At 51.8% G+C, this 25,855-nt stretch carries 30 protein-coding genes and 1 tRNA gene; 5 read left to right on the top strand and 26 right to left on the bottom strand.

The features are described from left to right. Window positions 1–19: 19 nt before the first annotated feature. The 9 genes from AC0Z7K_RS17710 to AC0Z7K_RS17750 all read right to left on the bottom strand — a co-directional run bounded on the left by AC0Z7K_RS17710 (window position 20) and on the right by AC0Z7K_RS17750 (window position 6,524). Window positions 20–244 (bottom strand): hypothetical protein, encoded by a 225-nt coding sequence (locus tag AC0Z7K_RS17710; RefSeq protein WP_485615351.1) that lies wholly within the window; start codon window positions 242–244, stop codon window positions 20–22. A gap of 234 nt (window positions 245–478) precedes the next feature. Further along, a complete protein-coding gene (locus tag AC0Z7K_RS17715; protein ID WP_485615352.1) occupies window positions 479–1,618 on the bottom strand; it encodes a hypothetical protein in 1,140 nt (379 codons plus the stop codon). A 402-nt stretch (window positions 1,619–2,020) separates the two neighbouring features. Then, window positions 2,021–4,783 carry a DUF927 domain-containing protein gene (locus tag AC0Z7K_RS17720; protein ID WP_485615353.1) on the bottom strand — a complete coding sequence of 921 codons (2,763 nt, stop codon included), beginning with the start codon at window positions 4,781–4,783 and terminating at the stop codon, window positions 2,021–2,023. A 10-nt stretch (window positions 4,784–4,793) separates the two neighbouring features. After that, on the bottom strand, window positions 4,794–5,393 hold the full coding sequence (locus tag AC0Z7K_RS17725; protein ID WP_485615354.1) for a hypothetical protein: 600 nt from the start codon (window positions 5,391–5,393) through the stop codon (window positions 4,794–4,796). Then, window positions 5,390–5,563, bottom strand: a complete 174-nt coding sequence (locus AC0Z7K_RS17730; RefSeq protein ID WP_485615355.1) for a DUF4222 domain-containing protein — start codon at window positions 5,561–5,563, stop codon at window positions 5,390–5,392. Before AC0Z7K_RS17730 ends, AC0Z7K_RS17725 begins: the two co-directional genes overlap by 4 nt. After that, entirely contained in the window at window positions 5,556–5,756 is a 201-nt protein-coding gene (locus AC0Z7K_RS17735) for a hypothetical protein (protein WP_485615356.1), read from the bottom strand. Before AC0Z7K_RS17735 ends, AC0Z7K_RS17730 begins: the two co-directional genes overlap by 8 nt. After that, on the bottom strand, window positions 5,746–5,940 hold the full coding sequence (locus AC0Z7K_RS17740; RefSeq protein WP_485615357.1) for a hypothetical protein: 195 nt from the start codon (window positions 5,938–5,940) through the stop codon (window positions 5,746–5,748). The genes AC0Z7K_RS17735 and AC0Z7K_RS17740 overlap by 11 nt, the downstream gene beginning before the upstream one ends. Beyond that, a complete protein-coding gene (locus AC0Z7K_RS17745) occupies window positions 5,933–6,136 on the bottom strand; it encodes a hypothetical protein (RefSeq protein ID WP_120132657.1) in 204 nt (67 codons plus the stop codon). Before AC0Z7K_RS17745 ends, AC0Z7K_RS17740 begins: the two co-directional genes overlap by 8 nt. Next, window positions 6,129–6,524, bottom strand: a complete 396-nt coding sequence (locus AC0Z7K_RS17750) for a host cell division inhibitor Icd-like protein (protein ID WP_341868022.1) — start codon at window positions 6,522–6,524, stop codon at window positions 6,129–6,131. Before AC0Z7K_RS17750 ends, AC0Z7K_RS17745 begins: the two co-directional genes overlap by 8 nt. Between AC0Z7K_RS17750 and AC0Z7K_RS17755 the strand changes: the two genes are divergently transcribed. Together AC0Z7K_RS17755 and AC0Z7K_RS17760 are read left to right on the top strand one after the other, a co-directional pair. Further along, on the top strand, window positions 6,448–6,627 hold the full coding sequence (locus tag AC0Z7K_RS17755; protein WP_120132659.1) for a hypothetical protein: 180 nt from the start codon (window positions 6,448–6,450) through the stop codon (window positions 6,625–6,627). The genes AC0Z7K_RS17750 and AC0Z7K_RS17755 overlap by 77 nt on opposite strands. Before the next feature lie 3 nt (window positions 6,628–6,630). After that, entirely contained in the window at window positions 6,631–6,783 is a 153-nt protein-coding gene (locus AC0Z7K_RS17760) for a hypothetical protein (RefSeq protein WP_244212672.1), read from the top strand. Between the two features lie 921 nt (window positions 6,784–7,704). On the opposite strand, the gene AC0Z7K_RS17765 is transcribed toward AC0Z7K_RS17760, so the two are convergent. From AC0Z7K_RS17765 to xerD, 13 genes are all read right to left on the bottom strand, one after another. Then, window positions 7,705–8,541 carry an antA/AntB antirepressor family protein gene (locus AC0Z7K_RS17765; protein ID WP_485615358.1) on the bottom strand — a complete coding sequence of 279 codons (837 nt, stop codon included), beginning with the start codon at window positions 8,539–8,541 and terminating at the stop codon, window positions 7,705–7,707. Between the two features lie 14 nt (window positions 8,542–8,555). Beyond that, complete coding sequence (locus AC0Z7K_RS17770) at window positions 8,556–8,975, bottom strand: hypothetical protein (RefSeq protein WP_485615359.1); 420 nt, start codon at window positions 8,973–8,975, stop codon at window positions 8,556–8,558. Next, entirely contained in the window at window positions 8,976–9,173 is a 198-nt protein-coding gene (locus AC0Z7K_RS17775) for a helix-turn-helix transcriptional regulator (RefSeq protein ID WP_120132663.1), read from the bottom strand. 136 nt (window positions 9,174–9,309) lie between these two features. Then, window positions 9,310–10,332: a DUF6387 family protein gene (locus AC0Z7K_RS17780; RefSeq protein ID WP_485615360.1), complete on the bottom strand. Its 1,023-nt coding sequence runs from the start codon at window positions 10,330–10,332 to the stop codon at window positions 9,310–9,312. Between the two features lie 143 nt (window positions 10,333–10,475). Beyond that, window positions 10,476–11,690, bottom strand: a complete 1,215-nt coding sequence (locus AC0Z7K_RS17785; RefSeq protein WP_485615362.1) for a tyrosine-type recombinase/integrase — start codon at window positions 11,688–11,690, stop codon at window positions 10,476–10,478. Window positions 11,691–11,888: 198 nt separating this feature from the next. Further along, a tRNA-Gly gene (locus AC0Z7K_RS17790) sits at window positions 11,889–11,962 on the bottom strand. Between the two features lie 103 nt (window positions 11,963–12,065). Continuing rightward, the gene (locus tag AC0Z7K_RS17795) at window positions 12,066–13,826 is read right to left on the bottom strand and encodes a hypothetical protein (RefSeq protein WP_485615363.1); all 1,761 of its coding nucleotides are present in this window, start codon (window positions 13,824–13,826) and stop codon (window positions 12,066–12,068) included. An 81-nt stretch (window positions 13,827–13,907) separates the two neighbouring features. Continuing rightward, window positions 13,908–15,119 (bottom strand): hypothetical protein, encoded by a 1,212-nt coding sequence (locus AC0Z7K_RS17800; protein ID WP_485615364.1) that lies wholly within the window; start codon window positions 15,117–15,119, stop codon window positions 13,908–13,910. Window positions 15,120–15,284: 165 nt separating this feature from the next. Next, window positions 15,285–16,820 (bottom strand): lysine--tRNA ligase, encoded by a 1,536-nt coding sequence (gene lysS / locus AC0Z7K_RS17805; protein ID WP_485615365.1) that lies wholly within the window; start codon window positions 16,818–16,820, stop codon window positions 15,285–15,287. Between the two features lie 9 nt (window positions 16,821–16,829). Continuing rightward, a protein-coding gene (prfB, locus tag AC0Z7K_RS17810) for a peptide chain release factor 2 (RefSeq protein WP_112165874.1) occupies window positions 16,830–17,928 on the bottom strand; the annotation gives its coding sequence in 2 pieces (ribosomal slippage) (window positions 16,830–17,852 and window positions 17,854–17,928; 1,098 coding nt in all). 131 nt (window positions 17,929–18,059) lie between these two features. Further along, window positions 18,060–19,793, bottom strand: a complete 1,734-nt coding sequence (gene recJ, locus AC0Z7K_RS17815) for a single-stranded-DNA-specific exonuclease RecJ (RefSeq protein WP_485615366.1) — start codon at window positions 19,791–19,793, stop codon at window positions 18,060–18,062. A gap of 6 nt (window positions 19,794–19,799) precedes the next feature. Next, entirely contained in the window at window positions 19,800–20,519 is a 720-nt protein-coding gene (gene dsbC, locus AC0Z7K_RS17820; protein ID WP_413530943.1) for a bifunctional protein-disulfide isomerase/oxidoreductase DsbC, read from the bottom strand. Between the two features lie 22 nt (window positions 20,520–20,541). Next, window positions 20,542–21,501 (bottom strand): site-specific tyrosine recombinase XerD, encoded by a 960-nt coding sequence (gene xerD / locus AC0Z7K_RS17825; RefSeq protein ID WP_485615367.1) that lies wholly within the window; start codon window positions 21,499–21,501, stop codon window positions 20,542–20,544. 122 nt (window positions 21,502–21,623) lie between these two features. Between xerD and fldB the strand changes: the two genes are divergently transcribed. Continuing rightward, window positions 21,624–22,142: a flavodoxin FldB gene (gene fldB / locus AC0Z7K_RS17830; protein ID WP_112165866.1), complete on the top strand. Its 519-nt coding sequence runs from the start codon at window positions 21,624–21,626 to the stop codon at window positions 22,140–22,142. A 25-nt stretch (window positions 22,143–22,167) separates the two neighbouring features. Here fldB and AC0Z7K_RS17835 read toward each other — a convergent pair whose 3' ends face one another. Further along, window positions 22,168–22,620 carry a protein YgfX gene (locus AC0Z7K_RS17835; protein ID WP_413530912.1) on the bottom strand — a complete coding sequence of 151 codons (453 nt, stop codon included), beginning with the start codon at window positions 22,618–22,620 and terminating at the stop codon, window positions 22,168–22,170. Further along, window positions 22,601–22,867 carry an FAD assembly factor SdhE gene (gene sdhE, locus AC0Z7K_RS17840; RefSeq protein ID WP_413530944.1) on the bottom strand — a complete coding sequence of 89 codons (267 nt, stop codon included), beginning with the start codon at window positions 22,865–22,867 and terminating at the stop codon, window positions 22,601–22,603. The genes AC0Z7K_RS17835 and sdhE overlap by 20 nt, the downstream gene beginning before the upstream one ends. Window positions 22,868–23,133: 266 nt before the next feature. Here sdhE and ygfZ point away from each other — a divergent pair, with 266 nt between their 5' ends. Next, window positions 23,134–24,126: a tRNA-modifying protein YgfZ gene (gene ygfZ / locus AC0Z7K_RS17845; RefSeq protein ID WP_485615368.1), complete on the top strand. Its 993-nt coding sequence runs from the start codon at window positions 23,134–23,136 to the stop codon at window positions 24,124–24,126. A 75-nt stretch (window positions 24,127–24,201) separates the two neighbouring features. On the opposite strand, the gene AC0Z7K_RS17850 is transcribed toward ygfZ, so the two are convergent. Beyond that, window positions 24,202–24,732 (bottom strand): class IV adenylate cyclase, encoded by a 531-nt coding sequence (locus tag AC0Z7K_RS17850; protein WP_485615369.1) that lies wholly within the window; start codon window positions 24,730–24,732, stop codon window positions 24,202–24,204. A 201-nt stretch (window positions 24,733–24,933) separates the two neighbouring features. Between AC0Z7K_RS17850 and AC0Z7K_RS17855 the strand changes: the two genes are divergently transcribed. Next, entirely contained in the window at window positions 24,934–25,374 is a 441-nt protein-coding gene (locus tag AC0Z7K_RS17855; RefSeq protein ID WP_413530915.1) for a DUF1198 domain-containing protein, read from the top strand. Between the two features lie 67 nt (window positions 25,375–25,441). On the opposite strand, the gene AC0Z7K_RS17860 is transcribed toward AC0Z7K_RS17855, so the two are convergent. Then, entirely contained in the window at window positions 25,442–25,777 is a 336-nt protein-coding gene (locus AC0Z7K_RS17860; protein WP_413530916.1) for a DUF2002 family protein, read from the bottom strand. Window positions 25,778–25,855 lie beyond the last annotated feature (78 nt).

The following is a 25,855-nucleotide window of genomic DNA, read 5'->3' on the forward strand; positions in this document are numbered from 1 at the left end:
GCGTATTGAGCTGTGTTTACTATTTTCTACCTATATGTCGGTTAAGTGTTTTCTCAGCTGCCAATACCTGCTCCCTCGAGCCGCTGATCGTCGTTGTGCGCATAAGTATCCCCGAACGCTTTACTTCAACATCGGCCAGCAACTTTACCATTTCCAAAGCGCCATTCACGTTGGTGGCATTCAGCCAGGATGAAGTCACGGCGATCACTGCTGTTTCGCCATCATCTTTTAATTCTATTTTCATGCGGCATCCTTAATGAAAGCGTCCAGTTCTTCCGCGAGATTTATAAAAGTGCAAAAGGTCGTGATGCGGCTCTGCCACTAAGCGCCAGCTTTGTGCAATTCTCCCCACATAGCTCGGACTCAGTCGCGGTAATCAGACCAACTTGGTGATAACGGTGGAATATGTTTATCACATTCAGTTATTTCAAATAAAAACCCCGCGTAAACGGGGTCTTGCTAATTGAGTTATTTGATTTCAAAGCGAGCTTTTTTTCGCCCCTTCAATCTCTGCTTTGCAAACTTCGTTATTGCTGAAGTTATACTGAAGGAAAATATATCCCTTCTCAGAACCATCCGCTCTAGCTTCGATAGATACGGAAATCAGGTTATTTTTCAGTGGTTTTTCTTTAGTTCCTTTCCATTGCGCTGACAGGAATCGCTCCTTTTTATCCAAGGACATCATCCAGTATTTAGGGTCTTTCCAGATTGAGCCAGATATCAAGAAATCATTTTTATCAGCTTTTCCATAGATAGAAGATAGAGAGTCGCTGAGTTCCTCATATTTGGATTTTAAAGCAATGCCAAAGCTATCAGTATCAATGCTTTTGCCTACAGCCCTGATTTGACATAGGCCAGCATCTGGGGAGATTAAAAGTCCATAAGCCTCGAAGTCAGCATTCTTTTTCGGCAACGATTCAGATGTGTAAAGGTCAGCACTATTTTCCACAGGCTTGAGTTCTTCGCCGGTCATATCTTCAATGTTCTTTTTAGATAAACCTACGTCTAAACCAAACGGCCCTTCGCCCGGCGGCAACAATGGTGGGTTTGTGGCTGCTGGCGCAGGTTGTGGAGTTTGTTTTGCAGTAACAACCGTATTGGCCTGCTCACTGGGAACTTTAACCTCAGCCAATCCATACATCGCCGAAAGATAGCGTTGCTGTAGCATCGCCATTGTCTGTTCCTGAGTCGCAACCGTAGAAAGCTTCAACGCTTGGATCAGACCACCGCTGTATTGGCTTGCTTCCTTTTTTGCTTCGCTGATTTGAACAGTAAGCTTATCAATTTCAGTTTTTAATGCCGCCGCCGCCTCCGGGTCTGGTTTAACACCGCTAATGGCTAAATCAATCTTAGCACCCGACTCGATAGCGTTGATACGTTGCTCTAAAAGCGCTTTATTAGTTCCCAGCACTTCAAGCCTGGCGGTGGTGAGATTTTTGATTAATCCACCCGTGAACTGCCCCTGCTGCTCTGTTGCTTCGGCTATTTCTTTTTCCGTCTGGGAAAGTTCGCTCTTGAGGCCGCTCACTTCCTGTTTTTGCTCAGGGGTTAATTCCTTTGGGCCGCACCCGGTCAAAAGAGTGGCAGCAATAACGCACGCTAATATTGTCTTTTTCATATCCCTATTCCCATTAGTAATGTTCGGATTAATCCTAGCATGCAGCTTATTATCCGTCAGTTGCCTAAGATCAAAACCGACTCAATGCTTCTATATAAGTAAAAAGGTGTTGGTTCAGTTGGTTCAGTTGGTTCACCGGGCTGCAGGCCTCGCCAGTACTGAGTTTTGCTGAACCAACACGCGCGATTTTTTGTTGGTTCAGTCGGTACTTTTGTTGGTTCAGTCGCTAAATGAGAAATTACCCCACCAGCCAGAGAGAAACCGGTGTTGGTTCAAAATGGCCGTTTGTTGGTTCACTGTTGGTTCAAAACCAGAAACAATCTCCTTTTAAAACAACAATCTTTACATATTGAACCAACTGAACTAACTGAACCAACACATAAACCTCGTATGTGAATAAAACTATTCTTCTGTTTCTTCACTCTCCGGAACGTGGTGGATCACGTAGACATTAATCTGACGGCCATCAATACGAGGTGATTTCTTTTGGAAACCTCTGTTACTGGCTGGTGGGGTTAACATGCCCGACTCAACCAGTACCTTTGCAAAGTGCTTGGCGTTAAAACCCTTCGCTATCTCCCCCTCAAAGGTCGCAGGGAAGGTATAAAACACCATTGGGTCACACTCATGCTTCCCCTTGTCCCTGTACCCTGCCAAATCGCGGATAGGCAAATCCTGCGGGCTATAGGGCAATGGCGCAAACCGGCTAAGCCCGAACGCATTGAGAAACGCCTCTGTCTGCTCAACAATCTGCTTATGCTCTTTGTTGCCGGTGCCAAACTCTTTGATCCATGCGTTAAAATTGTGCTGTATCGCATCACGACATTCCTGCTCATCCCAGCCGGTGATCGCCCGGCTCAGTAATAAAGCCGCCTCAAGAACGGCAAATCGTGCCGCCACGCGGTGAACCTGTTCTCCATAGTCTGACGGTATCAGTGAGCGCCAGCGGCTCTCTGCTTCCCTGACAGCTTCTACAGCCTGTTGCTGGTGGTCGGCAAGGTGTTTTATCCAGTATCGGCCCGCTGCGCCATAGTGGTTCTGGTACGCATCTTTGAGGGCGTCCGCATGTGCTTTGCCGTTCGCGGTTTCATGGAATTGCTGGGCTTTCTCCAGAGGGATATTAAGCAGGCGCACCAGTTGCCCCGCTTTAACCTTACGGCCAGCACTGGCGATAAAGGTTTCAATGTCCATTTCACCCGTACTGAGTGCCACCGTGCGCCATCGCTTTAAATCACGGTTTCCCCCCTCTTTGGCACCCTGCAACTTGCCCACGCCGTTAAACAGCGTATAGGCTGATTTAGCCACGCTGTCAGGGTCAGCACCTTGACCCACTTCATCCAGCGGCATCAGGCCGTCATTGTGCGCGGCGGCTTCGTTGGCAATACCAAGCGCGGTACCGAACCACGTCAGGCGTAAAGCGTCAGCATCTCCGTACAGGCTGCTGGCAATATTGGCCGTGGTGGTCTTTCCGGCGCTCGACTGCTCGTAAAAGTGAATACCAAACCCATCGACACCGGCCAGACCAATCAGCGGTGCGGCCAGCGCCGCCCCAACACCTGCCATCATAGAGGGATTCCCCCGCGCTAATCGCGCCACGGACTCGCGCCAGCTCTGCGGCGTCCCTTTCACGGTATAACCCAAAGCGGCGGCGCTGCGACCGTTGAATAACACCGGTTTTTCAGGCGTTCCGATGATTTCACCGTCTGGCATGATATACGCACCACACTGCCAGCCCGTAGCTTGAGCCACACGCCAAATCTCACGGGAACCGCTGCGCTGTAGCCAGTCTGCCAGCGTAGCCCTGAGCGCGTTCTTTGTGGTCACGTTCACGCCTCCCGCTTTCAGAGTGCGCCAACCTTCGCGCTCCCCAATATCTGCCAGGGGTATGGCGGCGGTGGTCTGCGAATTCTCACCTACTGGTAGCCAGCGGATAATCAGATATTGGTCTTTGTCGTCTCTCCCCGTACCAATGACCTCCAGTGGAGAGCACAGCCAAGCTTCATTGTTGATAATTTCGCCGCTATCCTTATCAACCTTGGGTGTTATCCAGAAAACGCCATCTTTTCGGCTTACAACGTGAGGCTTGAGCGGATCTGTGCCTTGATGGTCTTTTTTCCCGCCTTCAATGGCTTTAAGTTGAACGGTCACGACTTCCCCCTGCGGTTGATACATGGACTCGTTAAAAACGGTTATAGCGGCGTCCAGCCCGTTTTGCTGGCGGTAATCATCCCAATCAGCCTTAAACTTTGTTAGTGGTATTGATACCCACCCGTTCACCGATTTTGCGGATTTTTCGGCGGAGATAAGCCCAATATTTGGTTTTGTTTTTCCATTTTCGTCAAGTTCTCCCGGCGAATGCCAATCGTTGTCACCGGCAATGATGATTTGCACGTCTGGGTGTTGCTGGCGGATGAGTTGAGCCACGGGTAGCAGATTGCCCGCGTCGATTGCTGCCACGGTGAGGGCATCAGGCCGCATCAGGTGCGCCGTCAGTGCTGAGGCTAACCCTTCGGCAATGATTATGCTCTGTGGCTTCTCCTGAGCGTTGACGGCGTGAAAAGCGCCTTTCTTCACAGAACCAGTTAATAGACGCTTTTCCCCCATTGGGGTAATAGTCTGCGCAGCGGTCACCGCGCCGGATACGTCATGCAGCGCCAGCAATAGCGAGCCGTCAGGCAGAACCGGATATGTGAAGCCATCCAGCCCCTTAGCAAGGAGGTATGCACTTTCATCCGGCTGTGCCTGCGTTGCGATTGCCTGATATTTTTCTGTGAAAACTTTACGGCGTTTCGCTGTGTCTGTGTCCGCCCGCTGCTGACGCTCAGCTTCCATTTGCTCACGTCTCTGGCTGGCCGCATTCGGGGCAGTTTCTGCTACCCGGTAATCAATCCCCAGCGCACCAGCAACAATTCGAGCCGCTTCCGTGGTGTCGCAGTGGTTTACCTTTGCCACTAAGTCCAGCCCGTCGCCTGCGCCGCACTGATTGCAGAAGTGGGAACCGCGACCGCCGTCGTCAAAGCGGAAACGGTCATTTCCACCACACGCCGGGCAAGTTGAGTGCTGGCGAGGTGATTGCGGAACGGTAATGCCAGCCAATGACAAAACGTCAGGCCACCGCCCAGCTGCTGCGACGGTCACTTCGCGAATTAGGTCGATATTTCTCATTTCAATTACCTTAGTGAGCCGTTGGCGATTTAGGCCAGCCTTCGACGCTGACTTTTTGAATGAAGCCGTCATGTAAAATTGTCAACGACTCACGCCCCCACTGAGACAAACGCAAATTACCGTTGAGGGGATCGGCCTCGGCCATGTGTTGATAGAGCTTCACGATTTGGTAATTGGCTTTATCAGCGCCGAACCTCTCAAAAGCTAAGTCCTCGATATAGTTTGCCAACGCGAGTCGTTCACTTGCCGGGTAGAGCACAACGCCGCCGTACTGTCCGAGATAGACCGCTGCCTTTACTGTCGTTCCATCTTTTTGAACGGCATCAGTGGTGCCATTTCGCGCAAGTTGCTCACTGATAAACAGGCAGGCAACCAGCCAGCGCCAGACCGTGACCGCCTGCTCGTCAGACTGCTTAAACCAGCCTTTTCTACTCGCCTGAGCGATTTCTGAAACCACGCGCAGCCCATCAGCTAGGCAGAGGTCATAGTGACCTTCGTCAAGCTGGCAGATAGCCGCTGAGTATCCGATCTGCTGCTTGACTGCGTCGGCGCGTAACACAATGCTGATACTGGCCGGGGTTGCTTTAATGTGGATAAATTTGCTCTTCATTTGACCTCCGGGATCAGCGTGTATTGTTCAGTAAAGTGATGGACTAGCATAAATGCCGGGCTGGTATAGCCCTCGCGGACGAATGTCACACGACCGAATGACACAGCGCGGATTGTCACCACGTCGCCCTGTTTATCCTGATAGCGTTCATTTGGCATAGGCTCATGCATGGGCTTTCTTCCTTTGTGCTTGCTCTTCGATAAGCCATGCCGCAACTGAACCCACCAGATCGCAGGCCATAACTACGGCGGTTTCAATATCGCAAGTGTCCATGTCGTCGATTGCCTTGCGCAGCATCAACAGGGTCACATTCGCCTGGTCAGCGCGATTAGCTGCCTGCTGGATTGTGATTTCATGCGACATTGCTTACCCCCGTTGCTGCCCTCAGGGATTGATGAACCTCTTGGTTGATATCGCATGCGAGACTAATCAGGTCGATAAGCTGCGGCGAACACTCGTTGCAGGCTTTTTCCATAATGGTTTCGTAAAGCGAACAGGCAAGGCCGGCGCGGTATTCGGCAACGTCTAAAGCAATTGGCTCACGCATGGCGTACCTCCGTGGCTTTTTGAAGGTGTGATAGCGCTTCATGCATAAGACTGTGCACAGCGGCCACACGATTAGCTTCGTAGTTGTCGTTTATCGTCAGGGTGTCCATCCACATATCCAGTACTGCGATGGCCTGATTACCGTATGCCAGTGCGTTTTCAGCATGGGTGACTACTTCAAAGGTTTCTTTATGCATGGCGCACCTCCACCGGAAGGCGAGCGGTGAAGACCATCACAAAACCAGTGGGAGACATTTCACGTGCTGCGTGCTCGTCAGGCGCGGTGATGTGGATAATGGCACTGCCAGTCGCGCAGAGAGCCAGAAAACGAAAGCGGTACTGATATTTCGGGTGAGTTTGGGTATGCTCTTTCATAGCTGCCTCGATACTTATTCTATCGTTGGTGGTAAGACGCCTCGGTACTGCTCGAACAGTCCGGGGCGTTGCCTTTTGGTATGCACCTGTCATACACTTGGTTGCCATTTCAAAGTAATCAGGTGTCAACCAAATGTCAACCATCGAAATCAAAGGTAAAGGTAACAAGCAGATCGCTTTGCGCGTGGAGCCAGGTTTAGAAGAAGGCATCAAGCAAGCATTGGCGCAAGATGGAGACGCCTCTGTATCCGCTTGGATTAAGAGAATCATCCGCAAGGAATTACAATCACGCGGCATCGAGCCAAAAGGATGAGCAATGAAAAAAATTGTCTTAGGGTTAGCAGTAATAATAATCGCACTCATTATTTTTAAATCGTGTTCTTCCTCCGCTTCTGTGTGTGGAAGTAAAGAGCATGATTTATTGCGTTCTGTTTGTGAAAAGTCTCTTGGTGTGGATCCAAAGGGCTGAATAGGCTTACTCCGGGTAAGGCTGTTAACCGACTCGCTTAGAGACAGGAGGTTTTGCGCGTATCTTTTAGCGATGCACAAATGCCGAGCTGACCCTCTTAAAGAGGGTTGGTTATCCTGCGACTTTGCAACTTCATGATTTGTAAGGTAAGCCAGAGTTGGCTTACGAGCACTGTACATACTTCTACGGTGTTTATTTTCTTGATGACTGAAAAAACAGCCATTCTCCAATGCTGGATGTTCTTGATTTCCTTCATGATTCAAAAACGGCACCATCTCAAGGGCAGCATTCGCAGTGCTGCCTTTTTCTTTGCCTATAGGTTGCTGATTTACATAGGTACATCCACAACGGATGACCGGCGAACCTAAGTAATGATTATGTTCGGTCGAACCTGAGTAACGGTAATGTTCAGCCGAACCGGAATAGTTTTCCGGTTTAAGTGAACACGAACAGTAATCGCCTTTGATTGGACGATGCCCACCGTTGGTGGATTTCCAAGAAATCAGAGAGTTAGATGATTCCGGCAATTCACCGGAATTAAACAGCATCATCCAGTCAGCTAATTCTAACGAATCGTTATAACCATGGCGCATCAATGGGTTAGCCATTTCTTGCGTTTCGCGATAATCAAAACGAGAACTGTACGTTAGATGCCCGAGGCGGGACTGCGTAACTCCGTAAGAGTTGTGCAAAGTTCGCAGCTCGCTCAAAACTAGTCGCAACTGACCTGAAATAGCCGGGTCTGTTTGTGAGTCAGGCTCGCTGACGCGCAAAGCGCCAGAATCGAGGGGTAACCCTCCATTCCCGGCAATGTCGATGTCAGGTTTTGTGAGGCTCAACATGCTAAGTTTGGCTAAGGTCTGAACGTTAACCGTTGCTAACCCGCCAGCCAGGGGAAGGGCTTCTTTCTGGACGGCCGCATTAGTCATGATCAGCCCCCAGGTGCTTAGCTAACCAGCGCTGAGAAAGGCGCATCAATTCGGCTTTACGCTGGTCGTAGGCCATGCCTATATCGATCAGGGTCGTGTTAGTGCTTTCCAGATAGGAGAGATGCTCCAGTTGAACGGCGTTCATAGCGTCGCGCGGTTCCCCGGTAATGCTATTCGCCTTCGCCCACTGTTTAGCTGTCAGCCCACCCAGCACGATGCGTGCGATCATGTTGCTTTCAAGGTTGTAGTGGTGCTGTAACGTCTGCTTCCCCTGCTCGGCACGATAGGCCTCTAACGCGGCACACATCGGTTTAAATAGGTTTGCCGCACCAATACGGGCTTTGAGCTGGTGGCGGTATTTGGCCGCTATAGCTGGCGCACTGATCTGTAATGCTTCTTCGCACTGGATGAAGTAACGGCGAACGGCGCGGCCTTGTTCATTGCGTTCTACCATCGCCAGCTCTTTAGCCATGGTAATAGTCGGGTAGTAATCTTTCTGAGGTCGTCCCTTACCTTTATTTTTCCCCGAAATGGGGGAGTATTGGTCGTTTGATAACCATGTTGCCGTCAGATCATCTTCGGTGAAATAATCTACGCCACGAACAAATGCATACTCTTCGGCTCGATCACCAAACCATGTAGAAAAGTCACGACCAACGCCTAGCGTTTTATGCAACGCTCGCGCACTAACGATATTGGTTTCACGTCCGCCAATTTGACCAGAAATAACCGGAACAATAGCGGCGAACTCATTGCCGGAAATAGTGCTCTGGCTAGATTCAGAGTGAGTGAATCCCTGCCCCATGACGGGCATATTTTTCATTTTCATATTTTTAGGCTCCGTTATGCGGCGTTGAAGGCGTCCGGGTAAAGGCTGAGAATGTCGTTTATTTCAGGCTGAGAGAGTCCACGATAGCCGCCGGTAACGGCGTTATAGTTCACTAACTGGATCACGCGCAGTACGTCAGAGCGGCTGGAGAAACGATAACGGAAATGGCTACCGATGCCGTCTGGGTTCTTTTCGTCAATGCGTTCCAAATTAATATCCAGCTGGCGCTCTAATTCAGTAGCGTAGTTGCGGCCAGACGATAAGCGGCAGTAGCGGAGAATATCATTTTCAGTCCAGCCCTCAACGCCGGTACGCATCATGTAGCAGCGTGCGCGGAATTTCTTAGGCGCTGGTCTGATAGAAGGAATAGCGGTATTATCGTTGGCGCTAACCTGTTCGATAATGCCCGCCTCTGTGCGGGTTTTCTTTTGCATTTAGGCAGCCTCCCCGCGTGACTCAGTGATCCGCTGAGTGATCCATTCGTCAATTTCACTTTCGATAAAAGCAATAGCACGTATGCCGATCTTTACGGAACGAGGAAAGCGGTTCTGACTGATGAGGCGATAAATCCACGCCTTGCTATAGCCAGTACGGCGCTGTACTTCAGGGAGGCGGATTAAATTTTGAGACATTGATATAACTCCTGTCGGTGTTTGCGGTCTACAGGAGCAATTCTGTATCAATGAAAATGATGAACAAAGGGATGAAAAAAAAAGAAAACTTACCGGAAGATTTTTCTAAAATTTTCTTCCGGTAATATTTTTTTGGCTAAATTTCCGAAAGTACTTTTTTTAGCAAGTTATTAAGATACCCACTTCCCATAACTTCATTTGCCATTGGGATTACAGTTTTCCTAACTTTCTCTGTGGTATCAACGTCATAATCATCATAAAATAATATGTCACCATAATTTTTCATCGTTAACTTCGTGTTCGTCACCGTTGAAATTATTTTTAAATCAAAGTATGCCAACAGCCTCAGAGAGTACCATTTATTAATATGTGAAGACTTAACAACACCATCTGAAAATGAGCTATATGGTATTGAATCATCTTGAAACACTGATAGCCCCCTTGCCTCAGTAACAAACTTTTTGAAGCTATCAAATAAAATATCGTCAGGTGTATTTAAATCCACCTCAGCCCAAACCCTTTGATTAAGACCATAGCGGGGCCAACCATAGCCATCACGAATCTCTCGCAATGCTTTTATGTCAGCCCCCGTTGGATTCCCTGAGATAATCTCACAAATTAATTTATTGTTAGCTTCGTTTTCCATGCCGCCCAAATGCCCGTTTAATCGGTTCTCAAACGTTATATGCTTCATATCAATGAGTTTTACCGGCATCTGACGCTGCCACCCAAGTGAGTACTGTAGATCCTCATGGCGGATGCTTATATTGTCTCCTTCCATAATCCTAGTGATTGTCCCGGATATATCGAAAAGCTCTGAGTATATTTTTTCTTTTTTTTCACTCTCATATTCCTCAACGCTTAAAAAATCACTGCCTGAATCAATATAATCCTCATAGGTTTCCGCTTTAAGTTCATCTATATATTCTAAAGCGTAAAAAACCTCACTCCTTCTCTCAAATGAGACTAAGTATTGAATTGGTTCAAAGTGTTTGGTTAGCTCATCATATTTTTTTACATCAATTATTTCCGCAATCCCTTGCGGTGTTAATTTGTTTTCGTTTAACGTAGAAAAAAAGTCCTTAGAAGAGTTTATCTTATTCTCAATTTCTCTCATTTGTGCTTTAAATTCTTCTTCACTGCTCGGTATTTCGCCCATAAAACCACCTCAAGCCCTCTAAGCATCGGGCTATGCCAGCCAGTAGAGGCATACTGGTTTTCGGGGATCAGCCTAGACATAGCCTGTTTTTCGTTCGTCTACAGAAGTCTACTATCAACCACCAGCACTGTCTATCCATCCAGTTATGCGCTTTTCCCAAATTTCCCATGCACCACACTTTCTCCGCCTTCGAGACTGTCCATATAGTCGGCGTACCATTGAAGCATCTCTCGACGTCCATCCAGATATTGAGCGTGATTGTAGGTGCCTCGGATACTGTTTTTATCAACGTGCGCGAGCTGGGTTTCAATCCACGCAGTGTTATAGCCCTGTTCGTGGAGAATGGTACTCATGGTATGACGGAAGCCGTGGCCAGTTGCTCGACCGCCGTAGCCTATGCGCCTGATAAGCACATTCATGGTCATTTCGCTGATTGGTTTTGTGTGCTGAATTCGTCCGGGGAATACAAATTGATAGCGACCGGTGATAGGCTGTATCTGCCTAAGTATCTCAACGGCCTGAATCGACAGAGGCACCATATGCGGTCGGCGCATCTTCATGCGTTCTGCCGGGATCTCCCACTTGGCATTGTCTAAATCAAACTCTGACCATACAGCCTGGCGCAGTTCACCCGGTCGTGTGCCGGTCAGGATTAGCAATCGCATTGCCAGCTTAACCAACATGCTGCCGCTGTAGCTGGTCAGCATTGCCAGAAACTCCGGTATCTCGCTAACGGTCAGGTGTGGATAGTGCTCTCGTTTATGGGGCTTCATTGCGCTGGCGAGATCTGGCGCGGGGTTATACTCAGCCCTGCCGGTAACGATGGCATATTTCCAGACTTCACCGCACCGCTGGCGAACCTTGCGCATCTTCTCAGTCGCGCCGCGCAGCTCCAACTTCGATAGCACAGCCATCAGCTCTAAGGGTTTTATCTCAGCAATTGGACGATGGCCAATGAAGGGGAATACGTCGCTCTCGAAGGTGCTTATCATTTCGATTCGATAGGACTCAGACCAGCGATCATAACGACGTTCGTACCACTCGCGGGCTATGCCTTCAAAAGTGTTACTTGCTCCACCCTGGCGAGCGAGCTTCTCCTGCTGCTTGTTCAAAGCAGGATCGCCACCAGCCGCTATCGTTTTTTTAGCGTTTTCTCGTTTCAGTCGCGCGTCAGCCAGAGACACATCCGGATAAACGCCAATCGCTAACAGCTTCTCTTTACCCGCTATACGATATTTCATACGCCAGTAACGTGAGCCATTAGGGTTAATCAAAAGGAACAGGCCACCACCATCAGAAAGCTTATACGGTTTCTCTTTGGGCTTGGAAGTCGCTATCTGTCTGGCGTTCAGCTTCATCTGGGGGTATCTCTTAACTTAGGCACCGCTGATAAGGGGGTACTTTTTGGGGGTATGGAGTTTAATACCCCCATATATACCCCCAAACATAAGTAGATTTCAATAGACCGTTGTAGACGTAGAGAGAGTGAACTTAGGCTTCGATGCTTGATTTTACTGGCTTGAGTAGACTTTAGAGGACTTGATGAGAACTGAGTTTGGAGCGGGTGAAGGGAATCGAACCCTCGTATGCAGCTTGGGAAGCTGCCGTTCTACCATTGAACTACACCCGCATCGGTTTGCGAGGGGCATTATAACCTTAACTCTCTGACTGACAAGCAGTAAAACACCGCCGGATGGCGGTGTTTTGAGCAGTCAGATTGCAGGGATGTGATCTCAGTCGCCAAAGTAACTCGGCGCTTTGTAATACTCGACGATTTTCTGTGCCAGCCAGCCGCCGTCGGTGCCGTTGGACTGGATGCTGGTGATACTGACCGTCGAGCCGCCGCCCCACAAAATCGAGAAGATATTGTAGTTGGTCAGATTATTGACCTGCGCCTGCCCCCAGTCATAGCCCTGATCTTTCTGCAAAAACTCGCCAACGGTTTTCACGCCGTAGTTCACCGGATTCAGTGCGGTATCACGCAACGTCTTCAGGACATTATCGGCATCAGTACCAATGCGTGAATCTCCCATGAGGAAGGTGCCGCCGGACGCAAAGTGGGCGCTGGAAAGCATGCTGGTACCTTCGGATTCTGTCGGCATATGGCCGCCAGGGATCTGCCAGATCATTGCCGGTTTGTTCAGCCCGCTGGCGGTGTATTTCACCAGATTCAGGTAGTTGAACCAGCTCGAGGCATTCCAGCTGTAATGCGCGATAGCATCCGGGCTGAAACAATCGCGTTCGAATTTATCGAATACGATAAAATCCGGTGCATAGGCACCCTCGTAAACGCCCAGTTCATCCAGGTACGCCACCACCTGATCGGCGTACTCTCCCGGATCGACATCATCTTGCAACAACCAGTCGGCTCCGCCGGTTGCCCAGACGTTGGTCTGCCAGCCGAATGCGACGTCAGGCGCAAAGGTGTGGACGATGTAGTTTATCGCCTGCAGGTAGCCGTAAAGGCTGTCGTCAAAATGCGGTAAAACCGGTGAGGTGTATTTGAGGATTGGCTGAAGGTCGCTGACGGCCTTTTGCAGCAGCGTATTGACCTGAACGCTGTTAGCCTTACGCAGCGCGGCGTAACCGGACGGTTCCTGCTCCATCGCACCGAGGAAATCCGGATTGAGGACGAAGGTGGCGGGCACAGGATGATCTTTATCCTTATAGCTTTGCGCAGCCACGCACTGCGTGATGAAACTGCCGAAATGATTGCGCAGACGCTGAGTGTCGGCGAGATCGGATACCGCACTTCCCCCGCTGGCATTGGCCGTGTAAACCACCATCACCGGCATTACCGCAAGGCCATTCTCCAGCTCAATTTGACGCGCAACCGAGCAGGTCTGATGCACCGGCAACGTCTCCAAATCCAGATAACCGTCGCCGTTACGGTCAACTTCAGCGGAAGGGATTGGATCACCGCCGCCGTCAAAGCCGTCGTATTTGAACAATGCATCGACAGGTACACCTTTGTACGCAGTGACACTTGAGGCGGAGTTGACCGTCACGCCGCCGTGCGCCAGATAATCCGGCCAGCCGCGCACCTGCAAATTCACCCCTTTTTCAAAGATAAGGATCAGGCGTTTAGCACTTACAGACACGGTGACGACGGTGTCCGCCAGCGCAACATACTGACGCCCGCCGATGCTGAGTTTATCAGCATTGATGCGATATTCACCCGGCGCAACGGCGTAAGGGATAGTGAGTTCGCCTGAGCCGTAGAGGGTGAAATAGTATTGCATCGTGCCGTCCTTGCTCACCATTGAGACATTAATTTTCTGGCTGCCCGCTGGCAAGCCTGTCGCCTGAAGTGTGGTGGTAATAAGCCCCGCATTGCTTACCTGTTTCGTCTGATAATCCACCGCGACCGCAACCGTTGACGCTTTATCCGGCGTGAAATTTTTTGCCGCGGCGGCGGCACTGAATTCAATATTATTGATGCGCGTGGTGTTGATTTTTGCCTGACACGTGACCTGATGTGTCAACCGGGTCACCAGCGTACTTTTCCCCGGCTCAATGCTTTGGGAAACGGTCTGGGTCGTGCCGGACTGGGTCAGGATAATATCGATGATGCCTTATTTAATACTGGCGTTCGGCGTCAGAGAGATCTGCGCACTGGCGAAATACACCGGTGCGTCATAATTGATATTTACGATGCACGGCGAATTTGCAGCCGTCAGCGTCACCTTTTGCTGCGTTTTTGTCGGCGTCACCCGGACGCTTGCATTCTCGATCGGGTCAATCTGCAAGGTGTAGCTGGAATAACTCAGATTTTTAAGGCTGTTACGGCTGTTCCAGTCCAGGATGTGCGAGGTCTCCTCGCCGGCTGCGCTGGTGAGGAGCAGCGCAGGAGCACCGATCCCTTCCGCCGGTGAGGATGGAAGCACGACGATCAGCTCCCCCTGCCGTGACGGGTCGGCCAGCAATTTGACGGTGACAGTGCCGAACGTAACCGGCGTCTGCGTGGCGCTGAACGAGAAAGTTATTGTGCCCGTTTTGCCTGCGCCGACCAGCATATCGCCGCCCGCCAGCAGCGTCAGGGTATTGACCTCCAGCGGCCAGCCGCCGTCACGCTTGAGCGTTGGCGTACCACCAATAAGCGACCCGCTGAACGGGCTGAATTCGTCAGGATGACCGGTGGCGGAGAACTCGATCACCGCCTGCGTGAAATCAATCGTCTGCGACGTGGTATTCGTCAGGCTCAGCGTCACAATCTGATACCAGCTTCCGGTATCAAGTTTACTGACGGATGCGCTGACGCTGGCCACGGCGGGTGTTGGATCAGGCTCCGGCGTTGGGTCAGGCTCAGGCGTTGGGTCAGGGTCAGGCTCAGGCATTGGGTCGGGCTCAGGCGTTGGATCAGGCTCAGGCGTTGGAGTGATCGGGTCGCTGTCATCACCGGTATTGGCCTGTTCGCCGGAAGCCAGCACCAGCAGCCATTCAGTGGCCTGGAATGGAACCTGACTCGCAGAAATATTAAACGTCAGCGTGGCGCTTTTTCCGGCGGCCAGCAACTCAGGCGCACCGTAAGCGAAATCTATGCGGGTCTTTTTCAGTGGCCAGCCGTCAACCACTGTGATAACCGGTGTTTTTCTTTCGGCCAGCGTCCCGCTGATCACACCATAGCTGTCCGGCGCGCCGGTGGCGGAGAACGTTAGTACAGCCTGATTAAGATCCACGGCGCTGCTGGCTGAGTTGGTGAATGTCAGCGTGACCGACTGATACCAGCTGTCAGGATCGATGGCAGACGCGATGACGTGTAAAGAGGAAAATTGCGGGTCAGACATGGGGTGAATCTCCTGAGTGAATTTCACCCAGCGTTGCACCAACCTGATGATTTAACGATAAATAGCGAGCACATTTATCTCACAATGACTCAATCATTTTCTTTGATGAGGAATGATAAATGTAAAAAAGGGCGCCGGAGCGCCCTTCTGTATTTCTTAACAAACTTACTTCTGAGTTTGCGGACGCATTGCCGGGAACAGGATCACGTCGCGAATGGTATGACTGTTGGTGAACAGCATGACCATACGGTCGATACCGATGCCCAGACCCGCCGTCGGTGGCAGACCGTGCTCCAGCGCCGTCACGTAGTCTTCGTCGTAGAACATCGCTTCGTCGTCGCCTGCATCTTTCGCAGAAACCTGATCGGCGAAACGCTGCGCCTGGTCTTCAGCATCGTTTAGCTCGGAGAAACCGTTACCGATTTCGCGACCGCCGATGAAGAATTCAAAGCGATCGGTGATTTCCGGGTTTTCATCATTACGGCGCGCCAGCGGAGAAACTTCTGCCGGGTACTCGGTGATGAAGGTCGGTTGAATCAGCTGTGCTTCAGCGGTTTCTTCGAAGATTTCGGTGACGATGCGGCCCAGACCCCAGCTCTTCTCGATTTTGATACCGATAGATTCTGCGATAGCCGTCGCCTTGTCCAGATCGTCGAGGTCAGCAACGTTGGTTTCAGGACGGTATTTGCAAATCGCTTCACGCATGGTCAGCTTGGCGAAAGGTTTGCCAAAATCAAACGTCTGCTCGCCGTACTGCACAACGCTGCTGCCCAGAACAGATTCGGTCAGGGTGCGGAACAGGGTTTCGGTCAGAACGATCAGATCTTTGTAATCCGCGTACGCCATGTAGAGTTCCATCATGGTGAACTCTGGGTTGTGACGCGGAGAAACGCCTTCGTTACGGAAGTTACGGTTGATTTCGAACACGCGATCGAAGCCACCGACCACCAGACGTTTCAGATACAGTTCCGGCGCAATACGCAGATACATGTCGATGTCGAGCGCGTTGTGATGAGTAATGAACGGACGCGCCGCTGCGCCGCCCGGGATCACCTGCATCATCGGGGTTTCGACTTCCATGAAGCCGTTTTCCACCATGAAGCTGCGGATACCAGACATGATCTGAGAACGGATTTTGAAGGTTTTACGCGAATCATCGTTAGCGATCAGATCGAGATAACGCTGACGGTAACGGGTTTCCTGATCGGCCAGTCCGTGGAATTTGTCCGGCAGCGGACGCAGCGCTTTGGTCAGCAAACGCAGTTCAGAACAGTGGATCGACAGTTCGCCGGTCTTGGTTTTGAACAACTTACCGGTTGCACCCAGAATATCGCCCAGATCCCATTTTTTGAACTGTTCGTTGTAAACACCTTCCGCCAGATCGTCACGGGCAACGTAAAGCTGGATACGGCCGCCGACATCCTGCAAGGTCACGAAGGACGCCTTGCCCATAATACGGCGGGTCATCATACGACCACCGACGGTGACGGTGATGTCTAACGCTTCCAGTTCTTCGTTGGTCTTCTCGCCGTATTGGGCGTGCAGATCGCCAGAAATGCTGTCGCGACGGAAATCGTTCGGGAACGCGTTACCGGCTTCGCGCAGCAAAGCCAGCTTCTCACGACGGGCTTTCAGCTCGTTGTTAAGATCAGGGACGTTCTCTGTTGGCTGCTGCTCAGCAGGCGATTGTTGTTCAGACATGTTGGTTCCTTATAACCCGGCTTTCAAACTGGCTTCGATGAATTTATCCAGGTCGCCATCCAACACGGCCTGCGTATTTCGTGTTTCAACGCCTGTGCGCAAATCTTTGATACGTGCATCATCCAGCACGTAAGAACGAATCTGGCTGCCCCAGCCGATGTCAGACTTGTTGTCTTCCAGCTGCTGTTTATCCGCATTTTTCTTTTGCATCTCATACTCATAAAGCTTGGCTTTCATCTGCTTCATGGCCTGATCTTTGTTTTTATGCTGGGAGCGGTCGTTCTGACACTGAGTCACAATGTTGGTCGGAAGGTGGGTAATACGTACCGCAGATTCCGTTTTGTTGACGTGCTGACCACCCGCACCGGACGCGCGATAGACGTCGATACGCAGGTCGGCAGGGTTGATTTCGATAGCGATGTCATCGTCCACTTCCGGGTACACAAACGCGGAGCTGAAAGACGTATGACGACGGCCGCCGGAGTCAAACGGGCTTTTACGCACCAGGCGATGAACACCCGTTTCGGTACGCAACCAGCCAAAGGCATAGTCACCGATGATTTTGATAGTGGCAGATTTCAGGCCTGCGACTTCGCCGTCAGACTCTTCAATCACTTCCGTTTTAAAGCCTTTGGCTTCTGCCCAGCGCAAATACATACGCAGCAACATGCTCGCCCAGTCCTGCGCTTCCGTACCACCGGAACCAGCCTGAATGTCGAGATAGCAGCTTGCGCTGTCGTATTCACCGGAGAACATGCGGCGGAATTCCAGCTGTTCCAGCTTGGCCGTCAGTTGATCGACTTCTTCCACCGTTTCGTTGAACGTGTCTTCATCTTCGGCTTCCACCGCCAGTTCCAGCAAGCCGGTCACGTCTTCGACGCCCTGCAACAGCTGGTCGATGGTTTCAACGATGGCTTCCAGCGCGGAACGCTCTTTACCCAGCGCCTGTGCGCGTTCAGGTTCGTTCCACACGTCCGGCTGTTCCAGCTCGGCGTTTACTTCTTCGAGGCGTTCTTTCTTGGCATCATAGTCAAAGATACCCCCGAAGAACGACAGTCCGCTCGGACAGGTCCTGAATGCGGTTTTTTACCGGATTAATTTCAAACATGATTTTTTCGCGTCTTACGTTAGATTCGGAGTTGGCCCAATGCCATTCGAACCGCCAATTCTAACGGAATTAGCGGTCTTTTTATAGCAAGGAGCCGTTTTTTTGCAGGGTTTATTGCGGGCAAAAATCGCTTATTTCGGCCACAAATGTTGAATGATCAACTGAACGCTGCGATTTCCACGGAATTCATTGATATCCAACCGGTAGGCCAGTTGCACTTCGCGGATGCTGCTGTCAGGCCAGAACGTCGGATCGATATTAAACGCGATGCCGTCAAGCAGCGGACCGCCGCCAATTGGTTCAATCATCAGTTTCAGATGACGCTCTTTCAGCAGCTTTTGTTGCAGGATCCGGAATCTGCCGTCAAACGTCGGTTCGGGGAACGATTGCCCCCACGGGCCGCCGTCACGCAGCATTTCAGCGGTATCAATCGTCAGCTCCTGCGCAGACAGTTCGCCATCCGACCACACCACGCCTTCGAGATACGAGGGATCCAGCCATTCGCCCACCAGCTCAGCAAAACGGTCGCGGAACTCGTCGAACTTTGACGCTTCCAGCGATAAACCTGCGGCCATGGCGTGCCCGCCGAATTTCATCATCAGGCCGGGATTGAGCGTGTCGAGACGCTCCAGCGCATCGCGCATATGCAAACCAGCAATCGAACGGCCAGAACCTTTAAGGATCCCCTCGCCCGCCGGTGCGAATGCAATCACCGGGCGGTTAAAACGTTCTTTCAGGCGCGAAGCCAGAATGCCGACCACGCCCTGATGCCATTCCGGGTGGTACATCGCCAGCCCGAACGGCAAGGCATCAGTCCCGCGCTCCAGTTTATCGCACAGCGCCAGCGCCTCGACCTGCATACCCTGCTCAATCTCGCGGCGGGTCTGGTTCAGGGCATCCAAATCGCTCGCCAGCGCACGCGCCTGTCCGATGTCCTCGGTGAGCAACAGCGCCACGCCGACAGACATATCGTCAAGACGCCCCGCAGCGTTGAGCCGTGGCCCAAGTGCAAATCCTAAATCGCTGGCACCCAGGGTGCGGGCTTCGCGGCCCGCGACCTCCAGCAGCGCGCGAACACCAGGACGACATTTACCCGCACGAATGCGGTTCAGCCCCTGATAAACCATGATGCGGTTATTGGCATCGAGCGGCACGACATCCGCCACGGTGCCGAGGGCCACCAGATCCAGATGTTCCGCCAGATTCGGCGGCGTGATGCCGTTTTGTTCGAACCAGCCGCTGTCGCGCAGCGCACTGCGCAGCGCCAGCATCAGGTAAAACGCCACGCCAACGCCCGCCAGCGATTTGGAGGGAAACGCGCAGCCGTGCAGATTCGGGTTAATGATCGCGTCGGCATCAGGCAGCGTATCACCTGGCAAGTGGTGGTCAGTGACCAGCACCTGAATGCCTTTCTCGTGCGCCAGCGTAACGCCCGCGTGCGAGGAAATACCGTTATCGACGGTCAGAATCAACTCTGCACCACGCGACGCCGCCTGCTCGACCACTTCCGGGCTTAAGCCGTATCCGTCTTCGAAACGGTTCGGCACCAGGAAATCGAGATTTCCGCAGCCCATACTGCGCAAGGACAGCAGCGCGAGCGCGGTGCTGGTCGCACCATCGGCATCAAAATCCCCGACGATGATAATGCGCAGCCGCCCGGTCAGCGCTTTTTGCAACAGCTTCACGGCGTCATCGATGCCATCAAGTTGCTGATAAGGCAGCATGCCGCGCACGCTGCGCTCCAGCTCCTGACTATCTTTCACCCCACGAGAGAGATATAAGCGGCGTAATAACGGAGAAAGTTCGGCGGGAAGTTCCACACCGGTCGCGGCCTCACGGCGGCGAAGTTGGGTCTGCAAGGTCACGGAAAATCAACCACCGGTTTTATGTGAAGGGTCACGCTGATCGAGCATGGCGGCCATTTCTTTTGGCGGCTGATAGCCCGGGATCAGCGTACCGTCTTCCAGCACAATCGCTGGCGTGCCGGTCACACCGAACTGAACGCCCAGCTCAAAGTGTTTTGCAATATCACTGGTTTTGCAGCTGGCTGCGACGATGTCGTCGCCGCGCATGGCCGCATCAAAGGTGGTATTACGGTCGCCGGTACACCAGATCGACTGCATGTCTTTCTCAGTCTTAGAGTTCAGTCCCTGACGCGGGAATGCCAGGTAACGCACGGTGATCCCGAGATCGTTATAGTCTTGCATCTGCTGGTGCAGTTTGTGGCAATAACCGCAGGTGATATCGGTGAACACGGTGATCACATGCTTTTCGTTTTTGGCCTTGTAGATGATCATTTCGTTTTTCAACGCATCCATCTTTTTCACCAGCGCTTTATTGGTCACATTGACCGGCTGAGCGCCGCTGACGTCATACATCGGCCCCTGCAAAACGTGTTTGCCGTCTTCGGTAATGTAGATAACGCCGCTGTCGGTAGAAATCGCGCGCAAGCCGTTGACCGGTGTCTGCTGAATATCGGCATTTTTCATGCCCAGTTTATTCAGCGTGGCTTTGATTGCCGCATCATCAGCATGCACCGCGGAGCTCATACACACGGCAATCAGGGTGAGCAGCAGTAAACCTTTTTTCATCATTTCGTCCTTTTTCCCGACATCACGCGCGGGGATGATGTTGTTGATGTAGCTGTTTGAGTCGTTCAGTCGCTACATGCGTGTAAATTTGAGTGGTCGATAAGTCACTGTGACCTAACAACATTTGTACCACGCGCAAATCCGCGCCATGGTTAAGCAAATGAGTAGCAAAAGCGTGGCGTAATACGTGGGGAGATAATCGCTCTGCATCAATACCCGCAAGGATCGCATAGTGTTTGATGCGATGCCAGAACGTCTGACGGGTCATTTTCTGCGCGCGGTTGCTCGGGAAAACAATATCGAGCGATTGTCCGTTGAGCAGCCACGGTCTTCCATGCTCGAAATAATTCTCCAGCCAGTACACGGCTTCTTCTCCCATCGGTACCAGCCGCTCTTTGTTTCCTTTACCAATGACACGCACCACGCCTTGTCGCAGACTGATATCACTGAGCGTCAGCCCGACGAGTTCGGAAACACGTAAACCGGTGGCATACAGCAGTTCGAGCATGGCTTTGTCGCGCAGCTCAAGTGGCACATCGACGCTTGGGGAAGAGAGCAGTGAACTGACCTGCGCTTCGCTGAGATCTTTTGGCAGGCGCTGCGGTAATTTGGGCGAAGAAAGCAGCGCCGTCGGGTCGTCCTGACGGACGGATTCACGGTTCATATACTGGAACAGGCGGCGCATCGCGCTGAGTAAACGCGCCGAACTGGTCGCTTTGTAACCGCCTTCCACCCGTTCGGCGAGAAACGATTGCAGGTCTTCGGCGCTCACGTTCAGCAAATCCGTGTTGTTATGGTGCAGCCAGCCGCTCAGGGATTTCAGATCCTGACGGTAGGACGCCAGCGTATTTTCTGCGAGGTTGCGCTCAATCCACAACGTATCAAGAAACTGTTCCATCAGGCTTTGATCGGCCTGATTGACCACTTCGTCAGCCGGCTCAGGGTTATCCCCATGACGGGCCACATTATCTTGTTTTGGCATCCTGATTCCTTTTGCGCAAGTGCACACCGCGCGATGGGCATACGATGCCATTATGACGGAATACAGCCCAAATCTGCTACACTCCATGCCATTCGTATTCTTTTGACGTAATGGCAACTAGTATGAAGATTGGACTTTTCTACGGCTCCAGCACCTGTTACACCGAAATGGCCGCGGAGAAAATTCGCGATATTTTGGGCGAAGAACTGGTGGATTTGCACAACCTGAAAGACGTTGATCCGGACAAAATGCAAGACTACAGCGTCCTGATCCTCGGTATCCCGACATGGGATTTTGGCGAGATCCAGGAAGACTGGGAAGCCGTCTGGAATCAACTTCCTACACTTAAACTGCGTGGCAAAATCGTGGCGATGTACGGCATGGGCGACCAGCTCGGTTACAGCGAATGGTTCCTCGATGCACTCGGCATGTTGTACCACCAGCTGGTGCCAATGGGCGTTAAGTTTATTGGTTTCTGGCCGACGGAAGGTTTTGAATTCACCAGCCCGAAACCGCTGAGTGCGGACGGCAAACATTTTGTCGGGCTGGCGCTCGACGATGTGAATCAGTTCGATCTCACCGACGAACGCCTCCAACAGTGGTGTGAGCAGATCCTGCTGGAAATGGATGCCCTGCTGTAACCTTTAAGACGTTTCAGCGCCGCCTTCAGCCCTGTTTTTCCGGGGCCGGAGGGCGGCTGTTGAGCAGTATCTGCCGCAGGCGCCGCCACTCTTCCACACTCATGCTGTCCGACGCTAACCACAAACGCTGCCGCGAACTGCGCATCGCCTGCGCCAGACCGCCTTTGCGTTTTTCACGCCGCAAAGAAAGCAGCGCGCCGTGGCTGACCATCCACACCGGATGGCGAAGCTGCCATTCATGGCCGCGCCATAAAAGACGATTCTCATCGAGCAAAATCACTTCGCCGGTGCGGGCTGTGATGCGCCGCTGGCTGCGGATGCATTCAAACAGCACCAGCAACAGCAACGTCATCCAGGCGGGCCAATAGCCTGCGGGCCAGGGTGCCAGCAAAATCAGTAACATCACGCCGCCGTAGCTGCCGAGTGAAATCAACTGACTGCGCCATGACACCCGCAAATCACATCGCCACAGGGCCACGGTCTTTATTTCGTGTCTGAATGAGCGCGACCATGCGTTGTAATTCAGCGTCTTGTGGTGCGCCGTGATTCATCAGCCAGTTAAATAAATCGGGATCATCACTGGTCAGAAGACGGGCAAACAGAGTTTTATCTACCTCGTTGAGCGAATCATATTCATGCTCGAAAAACGGCATGATTGAAATATCCAGCTCGCGCATTCCGCGACGACAGGCCCAGTGAATTCGTGATCTGTTATTGATATCCAGTTGGTTTTTGCTTTCCATAACGAGACTCTTTTGTAGGGACGAAACAGGAATTTTTTCGATTCTAACAGCCGCTTGGCCTGTAAAGTAACTTTTCGCTGCCTTGTTTTGTCAATCTACGTGATGTGCCGTAAAACCTGATGCAAACCTGTCGCTCTGTTTACATTCTCCGGAAGGCATCCCGTAAAAGGCACCAATAACTGTTTTCAAAGGCGGTGGCCTCTTTTACCATGAGGCATCAGTCACATTTCATAGACCGGGATAAGAAAATGGCTCACGAATTTCCGTTTCCACCGCAAAAACCTTCGGCGTCTTCCCATCTGCCCCTCACCCTGATTTCGCTGGAAGACTGGGCAATGGTCACCATAACCGGCGCGGATACGATGAAATATCTGCAAGGTCAGGTCACAGCCGACGTCGACGCGCTGGCTGCCGATCATCATGTGCTCTGTGCGCACTGTGATGCCAAGGGCAAAATGTGGAGCAACCTGCGCCTGTTCAAACGCGGGGACGGCATGGCGTATCTTGAACGCCGTAACCTGCGCGATACACAGTTAGCTGAAATTAAAAAGTATGCGGTGTTTTCCAAAATCACCTTTACCGCCGATGACGACGTGGTTCTGCTTGGCGTAGCCGGTTTTCAGGCCAGCGCCGCGCTGACCGGATTGTTCTCGACGCTGCCGACCGCTGAACAGCCTGTGGTGCAACAGGATGAAACGACCCTGCTGCACTTCTCTCTGCCTGCCGAACGTTTTCTTATTATCACCAGCCCGGAAAAAGCCCGTCAGGTGGTGGAAGAGCTGGGTGAACAGGCGCAGCGTAATGACAGCCAGCAGTGGCTGGCGCTGGATATTGAGGCCGGTTTCCCGGTAATTGACAGCGCCAACGCGGTTCAGTTTATTCCGCAGGCGACGAATATTCAGGCGCTCGACGGCATCAGCTTCACCAAAGGCTGCTACGCCGGTCAGGAGATGGTGGCGCGCGCGAAATACCGTGGCGCGAATAAACGTGCGCTGTTCTGGCTGTCCGGAAAAGCCAGCAAAGTACCGGCTCCGGCGGACGATCTTGAGATGCAGCTCGGTGAGAACTGGCGCCGTACCGGCACGGTGTTAGCGGCGGTGCAGCTCAACGACGGTACCGTTTGGGTTCAGGCGGTGCTGAATAACGATCTGGAGGCGGATACCCATCTTCGCGTTCGTGAAGATGCGGCCAGCCAGTTGAGCATTCAGCCGCTGCCGTACTCGCTGGAAGACACTAAGTAACCGCTTAAAACGCTCCGTTGCCGCCTTCATCTTTGCAATGAAAAGAAGGCGGCAAATATTTCGATTCCGGCGCGGTCAAGCTTCGTGATGTTTACCCTTCTGTCTCAGCAAATCGACGTACGCCTGATCCACCAGTTCCTGACGATCGATACCCAGCCGCTCAAGTAAATCTTCTGCAATCGCAATGCCTTGTTCCGGCGTTTCGTCCTCCGCGAGCACCACTTCAAACTCCAGATAATCCCCCAGCCCTTTCACCCGATCCAGATGCAAACGGGTTTGCCCGGCCATAAACAACGTGCGCTGCTTTATCACCCGACCGGCCGCGCCATACGCCAGCGTCAAGGTTTCGCGCAGACTGTCGGGATCATGCGTTTCAGAAAGCTGGTAAAAACTGGTTTTCGGGCCAGCCTGGTCAGGGCGTTGATAAAAAATCAGCTCACCGCGATCTGCCGCCAGCGTACGCAATTTCAGACGCCCGTGCGGACAGATAAAAAAGGTGTCGTCCTGATCAATAATGTCCGGCAGGCCGTCGCTTATCAGCGCCAGTTTTTCATACATCGCTGAAAAATCATCAATCCTGACTTTAATTTCAATGTTTCTCGCCATCTGTCACTCCCTTAAAAGTACATGTTTTTCTACACGGAAAAATCAATAACCCATGCCTCTACAATGACATTCTACGAAGCATGCGCAAATTCTTTGTCACACCTTCACGTATTTCTTTCCATTAGCAGATAAACTCGCAGCATCGGGTGTTGCATGCACCTTTCACATCACGCCAGAAAAGGCCGGAGGCCAGGGTCCAGAATGATATGGATTATGCTTGCTGCAATTGTTGTGGTTTTTATTGTGGGTTATTGGTTCATGACGGCAGACACCCGTAAAGCGAATGAGTCACTCGCCAGTCTGTTGAAAATCAAACCGGTTTACATTGATTCCATGCTGCTGGAAATGGGCAAACGGCAGAGCCAGATGTTTATCCGCTCGATAAGCGGTGGGTATGCGGAAGAGATCCGCAAAGCGGCTTACGTGGTCTTTATCTATCACACGTTTATCAAAGATGCGTCGGCTGAAAATATTATCCGCTGGCGCAATATTCTGGTGCGCGCGCATCTTCCGCCGCAGCTGAGCAGCGAACACGCCGAGCTGGCGCTGTTTTACTTCGCAGAACTGGATATCGAACCTTTCGAACTCGCGCAGTTCCGCCGCGATTACAACGAAACCTATAATCAGATCCATCTGGTATAGATGCAAAAAAGCCGCTGAATCAGCGGCTTTTCTCGTCATCGATCTGTGACTGGTTACCTGAAACCGATCATCTGAACACGTTATCCAGATAACTTGCCAGGATCTGACGTGAACTGAAACCGTGGCAAATGCCGTAGTAGGTTTCGTTTTCGCTGGAGACATCCAGCGGGAAATTCTTATAGGCATCGCTGCTACGAAACGACGCGGTAGGCTCGGCAAAACGCTCACTGCGTTCTTTCATCGCCGGGTGTATTACCAGGGCAGTCCGGCCAAACCGCGCTTCCCGGTTCACATACACGTAAAACTCGCCACGGCGATAACCGTAAGCTTTATCATCAATATAATCGCGCTCAAATCCTGATGTTTCTAAAACGCGTGCCACTTCATCTGGCCGTAAATACATGGTTGCTCCTCGCTTCTTTAACCGCAAGGCGACCTTACCGCAATAACTCTGCCAGACAATGCATTTATCCCCAATTTT

This window comes from Rahnella sp. 1L-D-7-B-C2 (assembly GCF_057290995.1).

What these genes read in the sequence shown, in the direction of transcription:
- AC0Z7K_RS17710 (WP_485615351.1), bottom strand. Translation starts at nt 244, where the DNA reads ATGAAAATAGAATTAAAAGATGATGGCGAAACAGCAGTGATCGCCGTG.
- AC0Z7K_RS17715 (WP_485615352.1), bottom strand. Translation starts at nt 1,618, where the DNA reads ATGAAAAAGACAATATTAGCGTGCGTTATTGCTGCCACTCTTTTGACC.
- AC0Z7K_RS17720 (WP_485615353.1), bottom strand. Translation starts at nt 4,783, where the DNA reads ATGAGAAATATCGACCTAATTCGCGAAGTGACCGTCGCAGCAGCTGGG.
- AC0Z7K_RS17725 (WP_485615354.1), bottom strand. Translation starts at nt 5,393, where the DNA reads ATGAAGAGCAAATTTATCCACATTAAAGCAACCCCGGCCAGTATCAGC.
- AC0Z7K_RS17730 (WP_485615355.1), bottom strand. Translation starts at nt 5,563, where the DNA reads ATGCATGAGCCTATGCCAAATGAACGCTATCAGGATAAACAGGGCGAC.
- AC0Z7K_RS17735 (WP_485615356.1), bottom strand. Translation starts at nt 5,756, where the DNA reads ATGTCGCATGAAATCACAATCCAGCAGGCAGCTAATCGCGCTGACCAG.
- AC0Z7K_RS17740 (WP_485615357.1), bottom strand. Translation starts at nt 5,940, where the DNA reads ATGCGTGAGCCAATTGCTTTAGACGTTGCCGAATACCGCGCCGGCCTT.
- AC0Z7K_RS17745 (WP_120132657.1), bottom strand. Translation starts at nt 6,136, where the DNA reads ATGCATAAAGAAACCTTTGAAGTAGTCACCCATGCTGAAAACGCACTG.
- AC0Z7K_RS17755 (WP_120132659.1), top strand. Translation starts at nt 6,448, where the DNA reads ATGTCAACCATCGAAATCAAAGGTAAAGGTAACAAGCAGATCGCTTTG.
- AC0Z7K_RS17750 (WP_341868022.1), bottom strand. Translation starts at nt 6,524, where the DNA reads ATGCCTTCTTCTAAACCTGGCTCCACGCGCAAAGCGATCTGCTTGTTA.
- AC0Z7K_RS17760 (WP_244212672.1), top strand. Translation starts at nt 6,631, where the DNA reads ATGAAAAAAATTGTCTTAGGGTTAGCAGTAATAATAATCGCACTCATT.
- AC0Z7K_RS17765 (WP_485615358.1), bottom strand. Translation starts at nt 8,541, where the DNA reads ATGAAAATGAAAAATATGCCCGTCATGGGGCAGGGATTCACTCACTCT.
- AC0Z7K_RS17770 (WP_485615359.1), bottom strand. Translation starts at nt 8,975, where the DNA reads ATGCAAAAGAAAACCCGCACAGAGGCGGGCATTATCGAACAGGTTAGC.
- AC0Z7K_RS17775 (WP_120132663.1), bottom strand. Translation starts at nt 9,173, where the DNA reads ATGTCTCAAAATTTAATCCGCCTCCCTGAAGTACAGCGCCGTACTGGC.
- AC0Z7K_RS17780 (WP_485615360.1), bottom strand. Translation starts at nt 10,332, where the DNA reads ATGGGCGAAATACCGAGCAGTGAAGAAGAATTTAAAGCACAAATGAGA.
- AC0Z7K_RS17785 (WP_485615362.1), bottom strand. Translation starts at nt 11,690, where the DNA reads ATGAAGCTGAACGCCAGACAGATAGCGACTTCCAAGCCCAAAGAGAAA.
- AC0Z7K_RS17800 (WP_485615364.1), bottom strand. Translation starts at nt 15,119, where the DNA reads ATGTCTGACCCGCAATTTTCCTCTTTACACGTCATCGCGTCTGCCATC.
- lysS (WP_485615365.1), bottom strand. Translation starts at nt 16,820, where the DNA reads ATGTCTGAACAACAATCGCCTGCTGAGCAGCAGCCAACAGAGAACGTC.
- dsbC (WP_413530943.1), bottom strand. Translation starts at nt 20,519, where the DNA reads ATGAAAAAAGGTTTACTGCTGCTCACCCTGATTGCCGTGTGTATGAGC.
- xerD (WP_485615367.1), bottom strand. Translation starts at nt 21,501, where the DNA reads ATGCCAAAACAAGATAATGTGGCCCGTCATGGGGATAACCCTGAGCCG.
- fldB (WP_112165866.1), top strand. Translation starts at nt 21,624, where the DNA reads ATGAAGATTGGACTTTTCTACGGCTCCAGCACCTGTTACACCGAAATG.
- ygfZ (WP_485615368.1), top strand. Translation starts at nt 23,134, where the DNA reads ATGGCTCACGAATTTCCGTTTCCACCGCAAAAACCTTCGGCGTCTTCC.
- AC0Z7K_RS17850 (WP_485615369.1), bottom strand. Translation starts at nt 24,732, where the DNA reads ATGGCGAGAAACATTGAAATTAAAGTCAGGATTGATGATTTTTCAGCG.
- AC0Z7K_RS17855 (WP_413530915.1), top strand. Translation starts at nt 24,934, where the DNA reads ATGATATGGATTATGCTTGCTGCAATTGTTGTGGTTTTTATTGTGGGT.
- AC0Z7K_RS17860 (WP_413530916.1), bottom strand. Translation starts at nt 25,777, where the DNA reads ATGTATTTACGGCCAGATGAAGTGGCACGCGTTTTAGAAACATCAGGA.